Origin of the sequence: Moorella sp. E308F, from assembly GCF_006538365.1 — a bacterium.
Lineage (GTDB): Bacteria > Bacillota > DSM-521 > Neomoorellales > Neomoorellaceae > Neomoorella.
Window position 1 is genome coordinate 1 of sequence record NZ_BJKN01000004.1, and the last position, 15,508, is coordinate 15,508.

Sequence of the window (15,508 nt, forward strand, 5' to 3'; positions counted from 1 at the left end):
CCTTTTTTTCAAAAAACCCGCCCCCCCCCCCCCCCGCAATAAAAAACGTATAACCATCAAGGGTTTTATCAACAGTTCTCCACATGGGTATCCGATTTTTAAAAACTATGTAATAATCACCAGTAATAGATTGCTTAATTGACATATAAGGTTTAAGATCAATGTTTTCGGCCCCTTTAGCACAAATAGGATCAATCTTTCTCATTTGCTACTCCTCCTAATCAGAGCTTTAATGGCTATGGTGCATTGTCTAATTGTTTTTCTATTAACTGCTTAAATTCCTCTTTTGTTATAAAGATTTTTCCCCGATGATACAGCCGAGAAAAAACTGAAATAATTTTACCTGTATGAACCAAATCTTTAGGATTCTCTACTATTCCTTTTCCTTTGCATTTAGGGCAATCTACAAGCTCTAAGTAACCTCCTTCTACACTATGGGTGTGGATAGCAACTTTACCGCCATGACAAGGTTCTAGTTCAATTGTCCAACCATCAGCATAATCCCTGTCTAAAATTTCTCCTTCATAACCACACCCAGGTTGTTTACATATTTTGTAATACTCATCACTACTAATACTTTTACGTTTACCTAATTCAGGAAATCCCCACATTTTAAAGCATCTCCTTTAGATAAGCTAAAAATTATTTTACATGAACCTTTTCTACTATGTATTCTTCTATAATTTCAATATCCCACGTTCCATCATTTTTAAATTCCACAAGTCTATGATTAAGTTTAGGCCTACGACAGAGTAATTCACACCATATTTTTTTAGCTTCATCTTCTGTTTTATATACCCCGCCCACTAACCACAAATTTTGCATAGAATGATATACCAAAATAAACCACATTTAAATTTATCCCCTAAAAACATTTTAGATTTTTATACTCCTTAGAGTTTCGCTCTCCCCGCAAATAACCATCAGCTATATTCTCTATAGCTACATCAAAAAGCAGGCCCTTATTGTGGTTCTCACTATCTATAGCACCCTAATTAAGTAAACGTACTACTTCTTTAAAGAAAGCATCAGCTACCGCCGCCGCTCTCTCCTTGGCAATTTCTAAAGTTTCTTGTTTGTAAGACAAACTTTATGCCTCCTTTAATCGATCTAAATAGACATTTAATGGTGGTACATCCGCTTTAATCCCTTCACCACTACACCAAAGGGTGGCGAAGGGAATCATCTCCCTAAATTTCAAAGTGGCTTCATCGGAAGGAAAACCAAAGATCATTAATTTCCTGTCTGAATATAAACAACGGCCATTTAAGGCCGTTGCTAAAGTTTTTAGCGTTGTTCTATCCATTTGTTATCCATACCTCCTAACCTTATTAATCGGACAACAGTTCTCCCTTTACTTCAATACTGTCAGCAGAACCAAGAAACGAAGATGGATCATCTTGGTAAGATTCCACATCTAATTGTAACATCTTCGAGTAATCATCACAGTCTTTAGGATAAGATTTTGGATTAATTTCATAGGTCATGGTTGCTGTTAAGGTAATTTTAGCCTTCATAGTTGTAGCCTCCTTGTTTAATTTAATTATTATAGACATTTAGCGGAGATACATCCTCTTTGATCCTTCCGCCGCTACACCAAAGGGTAGCAAGCTGAAAGATTATTAAGTTCTAATGCTTCAATCACTGTTTTATCTCCTTTCTATGTGGATAGTGGGCTTTCTGAAACACACATTTGAAGAGGAAATTTATCAAGCTCATATTCTTCATACCAACCAAATGTAATGGTTTTATTTTTAACTAAAAAATCAACAACTTGATCAGCTTTTTGAGAGGTACTATATACTCCATACACCACATTACCCAAAGAGTTCTCTATATTAAAACCAAAAACAACGTAAATTTTCATCATAACCTCCTATAGAATTAGTAATTAGGGCTCCATTCCCAAATTGGAACTGTCACAAAATATTCTTCACCGCCCGCCTCCCTTGGTATATCTTTCCACCGCCAAACTTTCAACTGAATAGTTTCATTGGTCGGCTTTAATTCACTGACAGGAGTAGCAATTGTGCCAGGGCCACCTGAACACTCCACAAACTCAGAGCTTGTATTGTATTTTGAGCTTTTACCACGAAAACAAGACCAAACATTAAAGATAATTCTTACAGCATCTTTATACTCTTGATCTGTATAGCCCTCTATAATTCCTATCGCTCCCTTTTTCAACCCACCCCACTTCCAGGGGGCGGCTAATCTAACAACATCGCCACCACGAGGATATTTTTTATCGGTCATTTTTAATCTCTCCTACTGAGGTTGGACTAAAGCATATATCTTATCAAAGATGGTAATACTCCCTGCTTATCCATCACATTCTTGAAGGTAATCATAAAAACGCTCGTACCCTGAATTTATCCAACCTAAAAGTTCTAGCGGCCTTTTTCAGGGTGGGGACGGACTTTTACAAGATAAAATTTTATTAGCGGCTAATTCAATTCGTTGAAGTATTGAAGGCGAAGGATTAAATTCTTGCGGTAATAAATTATAAGCATAAATAAAGAGGCGCATCTCTTTAATTGCTTCTTTTAAGGTCATTAATATTACCTCCTTGTTACAAGAGTTACAAATAAATAATTCAAACCTAGAAAAGATATTATGACAAGCATAGCCAATAGAATTTCCATTATTACACCTCTGCCCTGATTTTCTTAAATCTTGTTAGAAGAGTAATCCAACACTCCTTACAACTTGCATCTCCACAATTTTCCACTAAACCATGTGTAAGAGGACAAGGAAGAGTAGGGGAAGATTGAACCTCCTGCAGAAATGCCCTAATTTTATTGTAATATTCTTTATCTCGTATACGAATAATTAAAGAATCGAGAATACGGCTTCCACAAGAAGGACACGCAAACCAACACCCACCTATTTCTTCTACTAAAGGGGTAATAGAACCGTGACATATTTCTTGAGTGCTTTCATTCCAGGCGGCGGCAGGGTAGGCTTCACCACAATGAGGACATTGATATAAAATCATCTTAACCTACCTCCCGATAAGCGAAATACTCTCTGCCTCTATATAATATACGAATCTCCATCCCTAAGAAAAAAGAGTACCCATATAAATCAAGTACCTTATCCACAAACTTATTAAATCCTACTACTTTATCTACAAAATTAACCAACTCAAAACTGTTATCTAGAAATACCCCCTCTTTAAGAGCAGGTATAGAAGAGAAAAGTATATCTCTATAACTCACAAGATTATTTTCTAATATTTCTTTTACAACCTGGAATCTTTCTTCATCAGTAAGAACTAGATATTCATAACCGTTAATCATATAAGCAAAGTCAGGGAAGGTTAATTCCCTGACTTCATGTAAAGGAACGTTTAGATACCATGCTAGAGCCTGTTTTTTACTAACAGGTTGCCTTTTATTTAGATAATGTCTTATTTTGCGGTAGAAGGATACAGAGGGTATTTCTTCTACAACCATCATAAATATTCGCTCCTTACTATAAAGTCCCCCAGGAGAGGGTGGAGGTGTGAATGGGTTTAGGCTTCCTTTAATACTCTAATTTTCTTAGGCACTAAAATTTCTTTTTCCTCAATGATATAATTTCTGCATATATCTATAAACAGGTCACGAACTTCATCACATAATTTATCAAAACTCTGCACTAGTTTAACTCTATCTCTAAGGCTTTCCATATCCCAAACCTCAAAATCCTCATACATATCTACACCTTTTCCTGGATATGTGAAAATTTCTTTTGGTGGGGTTTTATAATTAACTCTTGCATAGGCCCCGCATCGTCCACATTGATTTTTGCCCTCACTTGCAGGTTGAAAATTCTTCTGACCACAACGAGTACAATATGATTTATAACTTGAATACTTCCAGCCTCCTTGATATAAAACTAAATAGCCGCCACTACGTCCATTAAAACCAACTTGCCACTGATAATCATGTTCTGCCGCCCAATCTTCAAGAAGGGAATTGATTTCAAAATAAACCTCATCCATATCCAACATATCCCAGGCTTTATTTTTAATATCTTCAGGAAGGTTTAGTTTATATATTTTGACACAATTAGCATAACTGGTAGCGTTATTCCAGCTATTCATGGTATGATAACGGAAATGATTCCTTAAAAAGGAAATCATGGCTTCCCGATTTCTTTTATCTACTTCTTGATAAAACATAAAGAACACCTCTCTTAGTTAATAATGAAAAACCCCGCCCAGTAGGAAGGGCGGGGGTATAGGAATTAAAGACGTACTAAATCCTCTTCTATATCCGCAACAAAACTTTTAAGGTCGCCTGTATATAAAGCATCTTCAATATCCTCTAGTGTAAATCCCCACTCCAATAATTGTAAAACTTCTTCTTTAGATACACCCTGCTGATTAGCCATAGTACATAGCATATCAAAATATACATCATTATCAAATTCATAGCTTGTTACCATATTAGTAATTATAGATGTTGTTTGTTGTAATAAATTAACCTGCCGCGAAGACTTGGCAGGTTTCCAATTTATTCTATACCAGGTTCTTTCCTGGGGTTTAAATTTATTAAATTTTAAAGTACCATCAGGACAAATAGTAATTATATCGCCTTGTTTGGGTTCGATTAATTCCATATCCACAATACCAGTTTTAAATTGATTAAAAATCCGCTCACTGGTTTTAGGCCACTCCAGCAAGGAGTTTACCAAAATCTTTTTAGTGCTGGCATACACATACAATTTTAAATCTGGAATGTGCATAATAGAAAAAGGAGAATCATTTTTAACGATATATAAATTATTATCTTGATCGAGCAAGGTAAAAGTAAACATACCTTCTACGGTTTCAGCCATTTCCCTAATACTATTCATATCAAATTTATTATATAGCTCCAGTAATTGAACGGCTACATAAGAATCAGTTTCTATTTGAGTTTTAGGTAAACCATACTCAATTTTTAATTCCCTATCGTTATATAAAACGCCATTATGAGCTAAAGCAAACTTAATTCCACCAGCCCGCCCTAAAAATGGGTGGTTATTATAATTCTTTTTGGCACTACCTTGAGTAGTATGTCGTACATGACCCATTACAACCTTAGCATCTTTTGGAACTTTAAATTTAAACCTGTAGGCACTTACCCCATTTTTTGAGATAACAACATTTTTATCTTGCACATAAGCGATTCCAGTCGCATCCATGCCTCTTTCTGTAGAATTGAGTCCTAAAATTTCCAATAAAGATTCAAAATTCATTTTATCCATTCCGTAATAACTAAAGCCAAATAATCCACACATTTTTTATCGTCCTCCTTGTTATGCTACTTCTAGATCAGATGCAGAAGCATCTAATAATTGATTTACAAACTTCCTAATCTCTTCAGCATCTCTTTCATCTAATTCAGGAATTATCTGATCAGCTTCCTTTAAATGTCGTGTAATCAAATAGGCTTTAAGTTCACCACTCACTCCTTCAATGAATTTTTCCCAAGTTAATTCTTGAATCTCATTGACAGGAGTGTTTATAGCCATCTTAACTAGTCGTTCTACAAACTGGAGGGTGGCAATAAAAGTCGTATACTTTAACGTTCCTCTAAATAACCTAATTTCAATAGTATTGTTATTTTCGAGATTAATAGCATAATATCTTCCGCTTCCTTTAGCTCTTTCTAAAATCTCTTCAGGTTTTGCTAAACCATAACGTTTAGCCCAACGGTCTAATTGAGAATTAGTTCGTCGAGAAAATTTAACCATCTGATCCCAAAATCTTTCCACCAGAAATAACAGCTTCATGATATTAGTATCTTGTTCATCTTCGTTTTTACCAAATGCTTTACGACTCACATGAACATGCAATCCACAATTCCCATTATCGTGGGAAGTATAGCCCAACTTCTTAGCTTTTTCCATAATTTGTTTCCAAGGAATGTAATTTATATGATATTCAAGGGTGGCGGGGTGAGAGACAATCTCTAAACCCCGTGAAAGTGATCCATCGTGTTTAATGTAAATATACTCATTATCTTCATTGCCAACATCTAAAATTGCCTCAGCTTTATCTTGATACTCACCTCCACCATCAATTTCCAACTCCACTCCCAGAAACAACGAACCCTCTCCATAGAAAATTGGAGAGGGTTTATAATTATAACTATGTATTACTCTTGACCTATGCTCTTCATAACAATTACGGCAATATATTTCATCATCATCATCTTCATTCATATAAGTATAATCACTATGAATAATTCGACCACAATCACTACAACGATAATAACTTTCGTTAAAGCAATCCTCACAGATTTGAGTACCATAATCATCCGTCAATACTTCATCATAGGGAACTGCTTCACCGCAGACATCACAAATTGCAAATCTTTCATTAAAACAATCAGGGCAGTATCCTTCACCGTCATAATAATAAGCATCCTCTTGATATAAAATTTCATTACAAACTACACAAGAGGTAAATCTTTCACACCAACAATCGTTACAATATAATTTCCCATTTGCCCCTTCATTAGCTTCATCACGATAAATTACTTCATTACATCCATAGCAAATAACAAACAGATCATTATAGCAATCTTCACAAAAATAATCACCGTTAACTTCATAAGCCTCATCAAAATCAATTTCTATTTCACATTCAGCACAAAGAATCAGTTCATCAGACATCTTTTACTCCTCCTTGAATTTAATGATTTTAATAAAATTATCTTCCCGCTCTAAGACAAAATCAGAGGAAAGACGTTCTTCCATAAAATCCATTATTTCCGTTAACATATCTTTTGGAGGCGGTGGGGGCGGCGAGGGAAGTTTTGTAGCTAAATTAAATACTATTGCCATGACAACAATAGCAAGAATTACAATAACCCTTTTCATTACCACCATCCCATTTTGTTAAATTTTTATCTTTTAACAACTCTATGGTATATATAAGGATATATACTAATAGCTAGAAAAAAGCTATAAAATAAAACCTTATTAAATTGTAATTATTTAATTAAAAAGAGGGGGAGGCGGGGAGAAAAACTCACCCCGCCCTTTATATAGTGAGAGGAGGAGTTAACTTTGTAAATAACCAATTGCCAGCATAACAATATCCAGCACTACAAATCCAAAACCAAGGAACCCAAGAGTCTCCATGATCTCACTCCTATTCAGGCATAACTGTAAGAAAAACAACCGCCATTACCAACCACATAACTAAAAAAGGAATACCGTACATAAGACAGCCTCCTTAATGGGATAAGGGGAGTTAAAACTCCTCACACTCCCAAAATCCAAAATCACTTCCATCACCAGGATGGCTTCCGAAATAACAACCTTTAGGGGCAATTTCATCTAACGCATCAAATAAAGTCTCTAAAAGCCAATCAACATCTTCAGGACGCTCTTCGATAAAATCTTTAATAATTTCTAGATCCCAATCTTTAGGCAAATTATATAATCTTAACAAGTTATTGGCTTGTTCAGGCCAGTAGTGTTCTAACAGATCGAGAAAACGAGGGATCAAGTCTTCACTTCTCAGAGTTCCAGAAATAACCGAACCAGTGAAGTCAACAGGCTTTTTCATTGGAAACTCCTCCTTTATTCCGCCCACGGCGGCGGGCGAGGTTAATATAAAGAGTTATTACTCTCCCTATAACCGTCTTATACAAAAACAGCTATAGGCAAAATAATACCTCCCATAGCAATTCCTTGGACATAGGGATAACTAGCCTAACAAGTTTCTCAGCAGGGTTACTGCCCTCTTTGAGCCCATATAGGGCTCTACTGGATCTGTATCATCCAGGGCAATTCCCTGGATCGATACGCCTGATCCAAAATAGTTTGAGCTTCTTGGCGACTCAAAGGGCTCCACCCCAAGTCGCCCATACCTAGCTCCCTAATTACAGCCAGGGCTTTTTCCAAACTAACTATAAACCTCTGGCCTTTCTTATACATAAAAAGACCTCCTTTGGCCTTATATATAGGCTCAAAGAAGGCAGTAACAGTAAACGCTATCCACTTATGCGTAGCATCCAGGAAGCGGATAGAGCCTACTAAACCTGCTGACTGGCATAGGATTTCCCCTTCGCACAATGCCAGCTATATTGATACAGCACTCTCCCGCTACCTCCCAATCCTAGCCTGGGGCGGGCGGGGTGAAGAACTATATCAATATAGAAAACCCATACTATATAAACACACACACATAAAAGACAGACTAAGAGTCCAAAAGATATTCCTAGGATAAATAAAGAGAGAGCTAACTAATCTATATAACTCCAAGCGTAGCAAGGCAGTCATAAGGATTAATAAGCCCGCACTAATAGGAATCCTTGGACTCTTAGCCTGTCCCTAGTATGGAATTCCTGGTAAGCAGACTAAATCTGCAATAAGCAGACTAATATTAGTAAATTTAGCCTACCAATAGCAGGCCCGCCAATGGGCAAACTAATCCTGCTGATAGGTTGGTTTAACCTGCTAATAGCTAATCTGCTAACAGGCAGATCTAGCCTGCTTACCAAAGGAATTTGCTAGGCATCGCTATCCCTATGGCCTGGGCCTTCTGGTGCGGTTGCGAATTGGGCAGACTAATCCCGCAGAAAGCTAGTCGCCTGAGTAATTGGCAAACTGCTTGCGTAGCAAGGCAGTCACCAGTTATATTTCGCTACCACTAAGCAAAATTACGCTAGTTAATAGTATGTGTAAGAAAAACTCGGTGTCTATCGAAAACTAGCGAAAATTACTATAGTGACAGCGAAATCAAGCGGACTAACTCCTAGGATAGGATTAGTTCACCTAATTCTGCCGCTATAGCCAACCGCACATAATATACATTATGAGCGGTTTCTAGCTATTGGATTGTGAGCAGATAGGGAGCCAGTAGCTCCCTGGAACTAGGCTGACTTGCTCATAAGTTGAGCCATAGCTTGCGCTATGGCCTGGGCGAGCATATTCGGATCTATGGCAGACTGGGCTGGTGCAGGAGTAGTCTCTTTCTTAGACTCCTGCTTAGTAGCCTTCTTAGGAGCAGATTCCTTTTTCGCCTGCTCAGGCTTGAAGCCAATGGGCGGCTTGCATCCAGTCGCCTTGACGATATTCTGGATGCCTTCTGGCGTAGCCACAACATTAAGTTGAAAGCTAACACCCTGGAACTCTGGAGAGGTGAGCTTACTCCAGCCGTGGCTGGTGGCTACAAGATAACTCTTGCCTGTACTCGACAAGCTGGCAGTCTCTAATTGCGCCAGATCGACGGCAAGAATTAGCTTGCTTCCCTTGAAGCCTACGCGAATGTTCTCGATGTTTTTGGACATGATAAGACTCCTCCTCTAGATTTTTTGGGGCTACTGGAGCCCTATCTGCCCACAATCCGCCGCCAGAATCCCAGGCTGTCCCTACGATTCCTGCATTACCGATTCTTCCATGCAGTCCTTCTCTGGTACTAGGCCCGCATAATGCAAGAGGCTTTTCCACAGGCATAGACACTAGCCAAAATAAGGCCACAACTGCCACTCGATCATCCAGAAGCCACTCCATGCATAGCATGGCAGGGACTCCTGTCCCTATGCACAGGAGAATCCTTATTCCGCTTAGGCCACGCCTGGGTAGTTATCCTACTGGCTTACCTTCCCAGGAGTCGGGACACTCCTTCATCCTGAACCGTTTTCCCGTAATGCGTAGCATTACGAGTCCACGATCCGATCAGGAGTCAATATGCAGTTATCAAAGACCAGGTTTTTCGCATGTCTTTGGTGCGTTGCACCGCCAACCGCAATGCCACAATAGCATGGCCGTGGCGATTGTGGAGAGGTTGGTGCAGATTAATTTTTTTAACCTCAAATTTTTTGGCGGCTCTTTTTGTTTCACTCCCCCCGATGCCTTGGAAATAAAGGCGTGGCCGTTTCGGGCGGCGGAGCATCATGATCCCTACAGGAAATTTTTCAAAAATGTTATTGCGAGTAGGTAATACCTATACTGGAAAAACATTAAAGAAAAACAATTGCGCCTATCCTAAAATTAGGAAGGAGGGATTATTATGCGGCCTTGTATAGTGGGGTGGTTCTATGCGTTAAAATGGCTTATAAAAACTGGATTGGTTTTTAATTCAAAAACAAGAAAAATCCGTTGGAAATTTGGGCGAGAATTAATTAAACATAAGTATTTTTGGTACACAAGGCAAGAAAAATCTAAATACACAAAAATAGTGAAGAAATTAAATTAAGAATTACCAAGTTTACAATACATCAAGAGAAGAAATGATTAAATTTTACATTAATGGGCTATACTTAAAGGTAACAGATCCCGTCACACCTCTGTTACCTCTAAAGCGTATCTCTATCTTACTAGTGGATAGAGATAGGTGGGTAATACGTGGCCCAGGGCGGGACAAGCAAATAAGCCACCTTGTTTATTGGGGTCGCATTTGCGGTCGGCAAGGTGGCATAAAAATTTTCATCTGCCCTCTTAAAAATGCTATATAACCCTTCGTATATGTACTATGAAAGGGGAAAACCAGTATAATAGCCATGCTGACGGCCCTAGAGTAAGCTGGGTGACGGGGAGGCGCGCACCCTGTCGGCTTGATGGATCAAAAATCCGCTGGTTTTCCCCAATTGGATATACAGGTGTAGCTCAATGGTAGAGCGTCTGGCTGTTAACCAGATGGGTGTAGGTTCGAGTCCTACCACCTGTGCCAACTTGCCCTGCCTGCCTGAAAGCCTAAGTGCTACTTGGGTGACGTAGTGTAGGAAGGGTGGGGCATATATGAGTTAGCTAACTCCGAGGTGGGTCAAGGCATGAACCAGGGTGTTTCGGTGGCCTTGGCGAAAGGGTAAGAATAAATTGTTGTGGAGCTTTAGGCTCATTTTAATTAACTAATAAGGGTAGTCCGAGTAGGGGAGATATAAACCGACGGCACTGAAAGGACGTGTAGGAGTTACACTAACTCAGAAACACAAAATTATAAAAGGAGCAACGATTACATTAAATGGGGGCGTGGTAGGCACGCCGACGATGGGTTGGCTAGTTTGCGGGAACCTAGCCCATTGCTCCCAAGATTACAGCCCCATAAGGGGCTTTTAAATTTAAAGGAGGAAAAATATGAATGAATTATGCCAAGTTTGCATCAATCCATGTAAAAACAATAAACAAAAATTAACTCCTGATGGGTTAGATTGTAAAGAATGGTTTCCAACTAAAGAGTGGCTACAGAAAATGAATTTATATCCTTATTGGTGGGTGGATTAAATGCATAATTTATATAAATTAATGACAGTAATTGGAACGATATGGGCCATACTACCATTATTTTTTAATGTGGCAATTCTCAAAGTCTCTTTGCCAATGCTTTTGGCTTTCTATTTAATGTTATACATAGATTATTGGTTACATAATCAATGAATTGTTTCTTTTCTCGCGCATGCCGCCGTATTAAATTTGGGGGTATGTTAATGAACGAAGAAAAAATAATAGAAAAACTTAATCGCCGCCAGCGGCAAATTTTGGTTCATTCGTTTTTATACTACAAACTTAATGAATCAATAATCCCTGATCCTACTTATGATCAGTGGTGTATGGAATTAGTTGATTTGCAAGAACAATACCCTGAGCTGGCTAAGAAAACGGCTTATTATAATATCTGCCAGCATTTTGACCGCTCTGGTAGCGGTTTCTTTATTAAGAACTACCCGCCCGAAATAATTTCAACCGCATTTCATTTACTTTATCAACACTATAAGAAAAGAGATCTTGATTTACGGTTTGAAGATTTTATAGTGAGATATGGATACTATATATAATTATATATTCAGTTGTTAGGCATACCGCAAATGTGTCTTTACAAGTTATTTATATCTTGTATCAACTTTTTTGTTGGGCCTTTACGGCCTTTTCTTTTTGGTATAAAAAAATGACTAGTAGGGCCACTAGTCATTAGGAGGAAAGTTTTCGTTAACTTGCATTTATATTATATGGTATTACCTACTAATAATGAAGAGGAAATATATGTTCGGGACAATAGTCCTCTGAATAAAACAAGTAATATACACTCCCATTATTCGTTAATAGGTTGAATGACATAACCAAAGCGTTCTTTTCTAATTGATGCCTTTTCTTTTTTCAATTTCTCAACCCGATCCGCTTTTTCTTTATCAAGTACACCATCTGTAAAAAGAATACCTTCAGGATCTTCGCGGCAATCCCAAATTCCGCCCAATCTTGTAGTACCATCTTCTTCAATTACAACTTCAAGAGCTAAACCAAGAGGATGAAAAAACTGCCGATTAACTTCCTGAAGAAAGCCAAATTCTCTAAACTCATTTAGATCCATTCTCTTACGTCCCATTTTTATATTAACCTCCTAAACAATCTCTAATTCAACAATTTGATCCGTATCTTCCAAAACATGGACAAATATCCAACGTCCATCAGGAAGATGACCGTGAGCAATAACCTCGGTATTATAATATTCTAGATCAATAAACCCTACAGTTTCACAATCGGAATGACCACAATCACAATAAGTTTTTACTTGCAAATTTTCTATTTGACTAATAAACTTACTTGGATTTTCTTTTAATTTTTGACTGCTTTTTATACGACCCGCCGCACCATCTAAAAGAACTCCCAATAAAAGCTGTTTCTCTCGAAAAGTGAGGGGGCGAGGAGTATCAAGTTTCTTCATCATCCAACACCTACCAATCGCTAGTAGCAAAAATAAAAGGAGGACAAGTATCAGGTAAACTTTCTAACATTTCTTTAACAGTTAAAGTCACGCAAATACTTTGATTCATTGGTTCTTCTACAATATAATTATCTAAAAATTCTTCATATGTCTCATAGAAATCCCTTAATTCTCTATAAACTTCCCACAACGCACATACATTTTCGTTGTAATATTGGATGGCCTGTTCTTTAGTTTTTGCCACCACTAACTCATAGGGGCCATCCCCAAACCTGAACAGTTTCATATTACTTCCCCCCTAAAAAGTTTAACCAATGAGTTTTTTTATAAAGCCTACATTTTCCATTTGCTGTATCCTCAAAGGTTGCATCTCTAAAACACGCATCCCGCCAATGAACGCATTGATATAAGAAAATTTCATAATCACTAACGTTAAAAGAATGAATATTTTGAAAATAACTTTCGGTAAATTTACTAATATGTTACAGCGTAATATCCCGTAATATATCCTTTATACATTCTAACTTCAACAACTAAAATAAGGACTAACAATGATGGCATCAAGTAATGTAAGATAATAACTAGAAAATCCATCCTCCATGCATTTAATACAAGTCAAATCTATAAATCATCATCTGCGGATGGAAGTGCTTTTTGAATTATTACCTCATAGTCTGTAAATATTATCTCTAATGCCTCACCTTCTTAATGTTTTTAGGAATTACAACTCGACCAAGATCATTAAGACGCCTATAAGCCCTTTCTTGCTCTATGTATTTTTTCTGAAGGTATTTCATAATGTGATGGACATCTGGATAAGCATCCATCGTTAAAACATAAAGGCTATTCCATAAAACTTCATAAGGATTTTGTGTCAATCGTCAAACCCCCTTATAAATAGTACATAAAGAATGTAGAATAAAGAAGCGAAAGCTCTTATACCTACATAAGCCGCGATAGGATAGACAATTATCTTATATAAAATATCAAATGTAGCATCACTCATTAGATTAGTCCCTCCTTTATTTCACCTCCATTATAGCACTACATAATAAATATGGAAATAGGGGATGGGCCAGAATCGAACTGGCGGGCCTTGCTCAAGGGCACTAATCGTTCTTAGTGAAGCACGCTAAGAACGACTGTGGGTCACCTCCTCACCGCCATCCCCATACTTTTATAAATAGAAGGCTTTTTCTCGTTACAATCAAATTCATGTAGGTTTATTTCATCTACATCAAAGGGGGCATATGGTGGTACTCCTATACAATCTATACATGGCTCATCTATTAAATCTGTTTTGGGACAGGCATGATTTTTTAAGCAAGTCAGACACTCACAATCCCCACACGTCTCAAATTCTACTAACATAGATCTTTCCTCCTTTATTCTAAAAATTGATCTAGTTCTTTTCTCTCCTTTTTTGCCATTCAGTGATAGCTATCAAAATAGGATTGCTATTTTCCGTAAAACCATTATTAATGACCATTATACATTAAACGTTCAATTAGTGTATTCTTCAAGTATCTTATAAAACTCACTTGCTTTGATTTCTTGCATACCCACAGGACATTTTTCATCATAAAATGGGTCAATTGAGCAATAAACAGTACCATTTATATCAAATAATCTCGTTTTATATTTACCATATATATTTTCAAAATAAAGTAATGGCGTTGGTTTAGGTAAAATTTTGAGGCCACTTTCTTCCACTGATTGTATCCACGCTTTACCGATTTTAGAGTTTTGTTTGAAAGGTCTTAGACCGTTCCCAATATCTTTCGATAAAAATTTATTAAACTTCTCTAAGTCTTCTTGGGTCGGTACGATATAAAGTAAACGTTGTGATGCATAATATTCACGAGATATAATACCATGTTCAATCATAAATTTTTCAACGTGTTTAGCTACTTGCTTGCGATTTTCTTTCCATATAAAATAATCACTATATAAACTCGATTTTTTAGTGACTATAAAATATTTTTCCAACTTAATTCCTCCTTTGTATGCCGTTCATATTCAAACATCTTTCTCTTCTTCCTCCAACTCGGACAGAGTCTTGGTTAATTCGGTATAAACTTCATACACTATGCAGGGCTCATCTTCGTCCATTATGGGATGTAACATTTTTATCACGTTTTTGGCCTCTTTTGCCGCCTCTACTACTGCTTCTAGTTTTGCCATTCGTTCTAGTAGGGCTTTCCCTACATCATTAGAAAGAACTCGCAATATATTTTCTTTAACTACCCAAGGCCATTTAATTTTTTCCCCATTATTTTGCAGTTTAAAATAAGGTAATGCTTGTTCTAATGCTTCCCTCATCGCCGCACATTGAGCTTCCAATTCTTCGTAAGTAGGTTTACTCATCTTTATCCTCCTCCTCTAAGTCGGCCAGGGCCGTATCAAGTTCCGCATTAATTTGTTCTATTTTCCTTATACTGTTCTTAATAAACTTAACTATATTTTTATCATCTACTCCGCTCATAGCATACTTAACTAAGGTTTCATGTTCTTCTTTTTCTAATCGTCTCTTTTTCTTTGCCGCTTCTACTACAGCTTCAAGTTTTTGCATCTGTTTGTTTTGGTTTACAGCTTCTTTGATTTTTCTTATCAAGGCTTCTATTTCTTCTTTGGTAAAGAAGAAACCTTCAATAGTATATTTAATAGCAGAACTTAACTCGGTACAAACAATAGATGGTTTTTCTAAAAGAAAAAAGGCAAACGACTCAGCAAGTCTGTGTTTAATAATAGCTTCTAATTCTTTTGGATACCAGCAATAATCAAATTCGAGCCTACTTACCATATAGTTAGCTTCAAAATGAGCTTTATTTATTAGGTTCTTTACTTCTTGGTTCATTACTT

General features: G+C 37.2%; 28 protein-coding genes and 1 tRNA gene. 4 read left to right on the forward strand and 25 right to left on the reverse strand.

Going from position 1 to position 15,508, the window contains the following annotated elements; translation table 11 throughout:
- The 17 genes from E308F_RS14915 to E308F_RS14985 form a co-directional block, all read right to left on the reverse strand.
- On the reverse strand, window positions 1–205 hold a 205-nt coding region (locus tag E308F_RS14915; protein ID WP_141265710.1), incomplete at its 3' end, for a hypothetical protein.
- A gap of 31 nt (window positions 206–236) precedes the next feature.
- The gene (locus E308F_RS14920; RefSeq protein WP_141265711.1) at window positions 237–611 is read right to left on the reverse strand and encodes a hypothetical protein; all 375 of its coding nucleotides are present in this window, start codon (window positions 609–611) and stop codon (window positions 237–239) included.
- 31 nt (window positions 612–642) lie between these two features.
- Window positions 643–852: a hypothetical protein gene (locus tag E308F_RS14925; protein WP_141265712.1), complete on the reverse strand. Its 210-nt coding sequence runs from the start codon at window positions 850–852 to the stop codon at window positions 643–645.
- A gap of 238 nt (window positions 853–1,090) precedes the next feature.
- A complete protein-coding gene (locus E308F_RS14930) occupies window positions 1,091–1,306 on the reverse strand; it encodes a hypothetical protein (RefSeq protein ID WP_141265713.1) in 216 nt (71 codons plus the stop codon).
- Between the two features lie 25 nt (window positions 1,307–1,331).
- Complete coding sequence (locus E308F_RS14935) at window positions 1,332–1,517, reverse strand: hypothetical protein (RefSeq protein WP_141265714.1); 186 nt, start codon at window positions 1,515–1,517, stop codon at window positions 1,332–1,334.
- Between the two features lie 143 nt (window positions 1,518–1,660).
- Window positions 1,661–1,870 (reverse strand): hypothetical protein, encoded by a 210-nt coding sequence (locus tag E308F_RS14940; RefSeq protein ID WP_141265715.1) that lies wholly within the window; start codon window positions 1,868–1,870, stop codon window positions 1,661–1,663.
- 14 nt (window positions 1,871–1,884) lie between these two features.
- Window positions 1,885–2,256: a hypothetical protein gene (locus tag E308F_RS14945; protein WP_141265716.1), complete on the reverse strand. Its 372-nt coding sequence runs from the start codon at window positions 2,254–2,256 to the stop codon at window positions 1,885–1,887.
- A gap of 147 nt (window positions 2,257–2,403) precedes the next feature.
- Window positions 2,404–2,556: a hypothetical protein gene (locus E308F_RS16015; RefSeq protein ID WP_172613982.1), complete on the reverse strand. Its 153-nt coding sequence runs from the start codon at window positions 2,554–2,556 to the stop codon at window positions 2,404–2,406.
- A gap of 91 nt (window positions 2,557–2,647) precedes the next feature.
- Window positions 2,648–2,998 (reverse strand): hypothetical protein, encoded by a 351-nt coding sequence (locus E308F_RS14950; RefSeq protein ID WP_141265717.1) that lies wholly within the window; start codon window positions 2,996–2,998, stop codon window positions 2,648–2,650.
- Window position 2,999: 1 nt separating this feature from the next.
- Entirely contained in the window at window positions 3,000–3,461 is a 462-nt protein-coding gene (locus E308F_RS14955; protein WP_141265718.1) for a hypothetical protein, read from the reverse strand.
- A 56-nt stretch (window positions 3,462–3,517) separates the two neighbouring features.
- On the reverse strand, window positions 3,518–4,168 hold the full coding sequence (locus tag E308F_RS14960; RefSeq protein ID WP_141265719.1) for a hypothetical protein: 651 nt from the start codon (window positions 4,166–4,168) through the stop codon (window positions 3,518–3,520).
- 65 nt (window positions 4,169–4,233) lie between these two features.
- Window positions 4,234–5,271 carry a class II glutamine amidotransferase gene (locus E308F_RS14965; protein ID WP_141265720.1) on the reverse strand — a complete coding sequence of 346 codons (1,038 nt, stop codon included), beginning with the start codon at window positions 5,269–5,271 and terminating at the stop codon, window positions 4,234–4,236.
- Window positions 5,272–5,289: 18 nt separating this feature from the next.
- Complete coding sequence (locus tag E308F_RS14970) at window positions 5,290–6,651, reverse strand: amidoligase family protein (protein WP_141265721.1); 1,362 nt, start codon at window positions 6,649–6,651, stop codon at window positions 5,290–5,292.
- Window positions 6,652–6,654: 3 nt separating this feature from the next.
- Window positions 6,655–6,858 (reverse strand): hypothetical protein, encoded by a 204-nt coding sequence (locus tag E308F_RS14975; protein WP_141265722.1) that lies wholly within the window; start codon window positions 6,856–6,858, stop codon window positions 6,655–6,657.
- A gap of 376 nt (window positions 6,859–7,234) precedes the next feature.
- Window positions 7,235–7,552 (reverse strand): hypothetical protein, encoded by a 318-nt coding sequence (locus E308F_RS14980; RefSeq protein ID WP_141265723.1) that lies wholly within the window; start codon window positions 7,550–7,552, stop codon window positions 7,235–7,237.
- Window positions 7,553–7,749: 197 nt separating this feature from the next.
- Window positions 7,750–7,923, reverse strand: a complete 174-nt coding sequence (locus E308F_RS16020; protein WP_172613983.1) for a hypothetical protein — start codon at window positions 7,921–7,923, stop codon at window positions 7,750–7,752.
- A 938-nt stretch (window positions 7,924–8,861) separates the two neighbouring features.
- Entirely contained in the window at window positions 8,862–9,278 is a 417-nt protein-coding gene (locus tag E308F_RS14985; RefSeq protein WP_141265724.1) for a hypothetical protein, read from the reverse strand.
- 473 nt (window positions 9,279–9,751) lie between these two features.
- On the opposite strand from E308F_RS14985, the gene E308F_RS16345 reads away from it, so the two are divergent.
- From E308F_RS16345 to E308F_RS14995, 4 genes are all read left to right on the forward strand, one after another.
- Window positions 9,752–9,931, forward strand: a complete 180-nt coding sequence (locus tag E308F_RS16345; RefSeq protein WP_216364573.1) for a hypothetical protein — start codon at window positions 9,752–9,754, stop codon at window positions 9,929–9,931.
- Window positions 9,932–10,585: 654 nt separating this feature from the next.
- Window positions 10,586–10,660: transfer RNA gene (locus E308F_RS14990), tRNA-Asn, on the forward strand.
- A gap of 404 nt (window positions 10,661–11,064) precedes the next feature.
- Complete coding sequence (locus tag E308F_RS16025) at window positions 11,065–11,211, forward strand: hypothetical protein (RefSeq protein ID WP_172613984.1); 147 nt, start codon at window positions 11,065–11,067, stop codon at window positions 11,209–11,211.
- Window positions 11,212–11,414: 203 nt separating this feature from the next.
- On the forward strand, window positions 11,415–11,762 hold the full coding sequence (locus E308F_RS14995) for a DNA ligase LigA-related protein (protein WP_141265725.1): 348 nt from the start codon (window positions 11,415–11,417) through the stop codon (window positions 11,760–11,762).
- Window positions 11,763–12,016: 254 nt separating this feature from the next.
- On the opposite strand, the gene E308F_RS15000 is transcribed toward E308F_RS14995, so the two are convergent.
- From E308F_RS15000 to E308F_RS15035, 8 genes are all read right to left on the reverse strand, one after another.
- Window positions 12,017–12,307, reverse strand: a complete 291-nt coding sequence (locus E308F_RS15000) for a hypothetical protein (RefSeq protein WP_141265726.1) — start codon at window positions 12,305–12,307, stop codon at window positions 12,017–12,019.
- Between the two features lie 15 nt (window positions 12,308–12,322).
- Window positions 12,323–12,649: a hypothetical protein gene (locus tag E308F_RS15005; RefSeq protein ID WP_141265727.1), complete on the reverse strand. Its 327-nt coding sequence runs from the start codon at window positions 12,647–12,649 to the stop codon at window positions 12,323–12,325.
- Between the two features lie 7 nt (window positions 12,650–12,656).
- Entirely contained in the window at window positions 12,657–12,932 is a 276-nt protein-coding gene (locus E308F_RS15010; RefSeq protein WP_141265728.1) for a hypothetical protein, read from the reverse strand.
- Between the two features lie 403 nt (window positions 12,933–13,335).
- Window positions 13,336–13,524 (reverse strand): hypothetical protein, encoded by a 189-nt coding sequence (locus tag E308F_RS15015; RefSeq protein ID WP_141265729.1) that lies wholly within the window; start codon window positions 13,522–13,524, stop codon window positions 13,336–13,338.
- Window positions 13,525–13,795: 271 nt separating this feature from the next.
- On the reverse strand, window positions 13,796–14,017 hold the full coding sequence (locus E308F_RS15020) for a hypothetical protein (protein ID WP_141265730.1): 222 nt from the start codon (window positions 14,015–14,017) through the stop codon (window positions 13,796–13,798).
- Between the two features lie 132 nt (window positions 14,018–14,149).
- Window positions 14,150–14,635: a hypothetical protein gene (locus E308F_RS15025; protein ID WP_141265731.1), complete on the reverse strand. Its 486-nt coding sequence runs from the start codon at window positions 14,633–14,635 to the stop codon at window positions 14,150–14,152.
- Between the two features lie 30 nt (window positions 14,636–14,665).
- Window positions 14,666–15,013, reverse strand: a complete 348-nt coding sequence (locus E308F_RS15030; protein ID WP_141265732.1) for a hypothetical protein — start codon at window positions 15,011–15,013, stop codon at window positions 14,666–14,668.
- Window positions 15,006–15,503: a hypothetical protein gene (locus E308F_RS15035; RefSeq protein WP_141265733.1), complete on the reverse strand. Its 498-nt coding sequence runs from the start codon at window positions 15,501–15,503 to the stop codon at window positions 15,006–15,008. Before E308F_RS15035 ends, E308F_RS15030 begins: the two co-directional genes overlap by 8 nt.
- Window positions 15,504–15,508: the final 5 nt, after the last annotated feature.

Bases quoted from the DNA above. Each gene is read 5' to 3' on its own strand.
- E308F_RS14920 (WP_141265711.1), bottom strand. From the start codon at position 611: ATGTGGGGATTTCCTGAATTAGGTAAACGTAAAAGTATTAGTAGTGAT.
- E308F_RS14925 (WP_141265712.1), bottom strand. From the start codon at position 852: ATGTGGTTTATTTTGGTATATCATTCTATGCAAAATTTGTGGTTAGTG.
- E308F_RS14930 (WP_141265713.1), bottom strand. From the start codon at position 1,306: ATGGATAGAACAACGCTAAAAACTTTAGCAACGGCCTTAAATGGCCGT.
- E308F_RS14935 (WP_141265714.1), bottom strand. From the start codon at position 1,517: ATGAAGGCTAAAATTACCTTAACAGCAACCATGACCTATGAAATTAAT.
- E308F_RS14940 (WP_141265715.1), bottom strand. From the start codon at position 1,870: ATGATGAAAATTTACGTTGTTTTTGGTTTTAATATAGAGAACTCTTTG.
- E308F_RS14945 (WP_141265716.1), bottom strand. From the start codon at position 2,256: ATGACCGATAAAAAATATCCTCGTGGTGGCGATGTTGTTAGATTAGCC.
- E308F_RS16015 (WP_172613982.1), bottom strand. From the start codon at position 2,556: ATGACCTTAAAAGAAGCAATTAAAGAGATGCGCCTCTTTATTTATGCT.
- E308F_RS14950 (WP_141265717.1), bottom strand. From the start codon at position 2,998: ATGATTTTATATCAATGTCCTCATTGTGGTGAAGCCTACCCTGCCGCC.
- E308F_RS14955 (WP_141265718.1), bottom strand. From the start codon at position 3,461: ATGATGGTTGTAGAAGAAATACCCTCTGTATCCTTCTACCGCAAAATA.
- E308F_RS14960 (WP_141265719.1), bottom strand. From the start codon at position 4,168: ATGTTTTATCAAGAAGTAGATAAAAGAAATCGGGAAGCCATGATTTCC.
- E308F_RS14965 (WP_141265720.1), bottom strand. From the start codon at position 5,271: ATGTGTGGATTATTTGGCTTTAGTTATTACGGAATGGATAAAATGAAT.
- E308F_RS14970 (WP_141265721.1), bottom strand. From the start codon at position 6,651: ATGTCTGATGAACTGATTCTTTGTGCTGAATGTGAAATAGAAATTGAT.
- E308F_RS14975 (WP_141265722.1), bottom strand. From the start codon at position 6,858: ATGAAAAGGGTTATTGTAATTCTTGCTATTGTTGTCATGGCAATAGTA.
- E308F_RS14980 (WP_141265723.1), bottom strand. From the start codon at position 7,552: ATGAAAAAGCCTGTTGACTTCACTGGTTCGGTTATTTCTGGAACTCTG.
- E308F_RS16020 (WP_172613983.1), bottom strand. From the start codon at position 7,923: ATGTATAAGAAAGGCCAGAGGTTTATAGTTAGTTTGGAAAAAGCCCTG.
- E308F_RS14985 (WP_141265724.1), bottom strand. From the start codon at position 9,278: ATGTCCAAAAACATCGAGAACATTCGCGTAGGCTTCAAGGGAAGCAAG.
- E308F_RS16345 (WP_216364573.1), top strand. From the start codon at position 9,752: ATGGCCGTGGCGATTGTGGAGAGGTTGGTGCAGATTAATTTTTTTAAC.
- E308F_RS16025 (WP_172613984.1), top strand. From the start codon at position 11,065: ATGAATGAATTATGCCAAGTTTGCATCAATCCATGTAAAAACAATAAA.
- E308F_RS14995 (WP_141265725.1), top strand. From the start codon at position 11,415: ATGAACGAAGAAAAAATAATAGAAAAACTTAATCGCCGCCAGCGGCAA.
- E308F_RS15000 (WP_141265726.1), bottom strand. From the start codon at position 12,307: ATGGGACGTAAGAGAATGGATCTAAATGAGTTTAGAGAATTTGGCTTT.
- E308F_RS15005 (WP_141265727.1), bottom strand. From the start codon at position 12,649: ATGATGAAGAAACTTGATACTCCTCGCCCCCTCACTTTTCGAGAGAAA.
- E308F_RS15010 (WP_141265728.1), bottom strand. From the start codon at position 12,932: ATGAAACTGTTCAGGTTTGGGGATGGCCCCTATGAGTTAGTGGTGGCA.
- E308F_RS15020 (WP_141265730.1), bottom strand. From the start codon at position 14,017: ATGTTAGTAGAATTTGAGACGTGTGGGGATTGTGAGTGTCTGACTTGC.
- E308F_RS15030 (WP_141265732.1), bottom strand. From the start codon at position 15,013: ATGAGTAAACCTACTTACGAAGAATTGGAAGCTCAATGTGCGGCGATG.
- E308F_RS15035 (WP_141265733.1), bottom strand. From the start codon at position 15,503: ATGAACCAAGAAGTAAAGAACCTAATAAATAAAGCTCATTTTGAAGCT.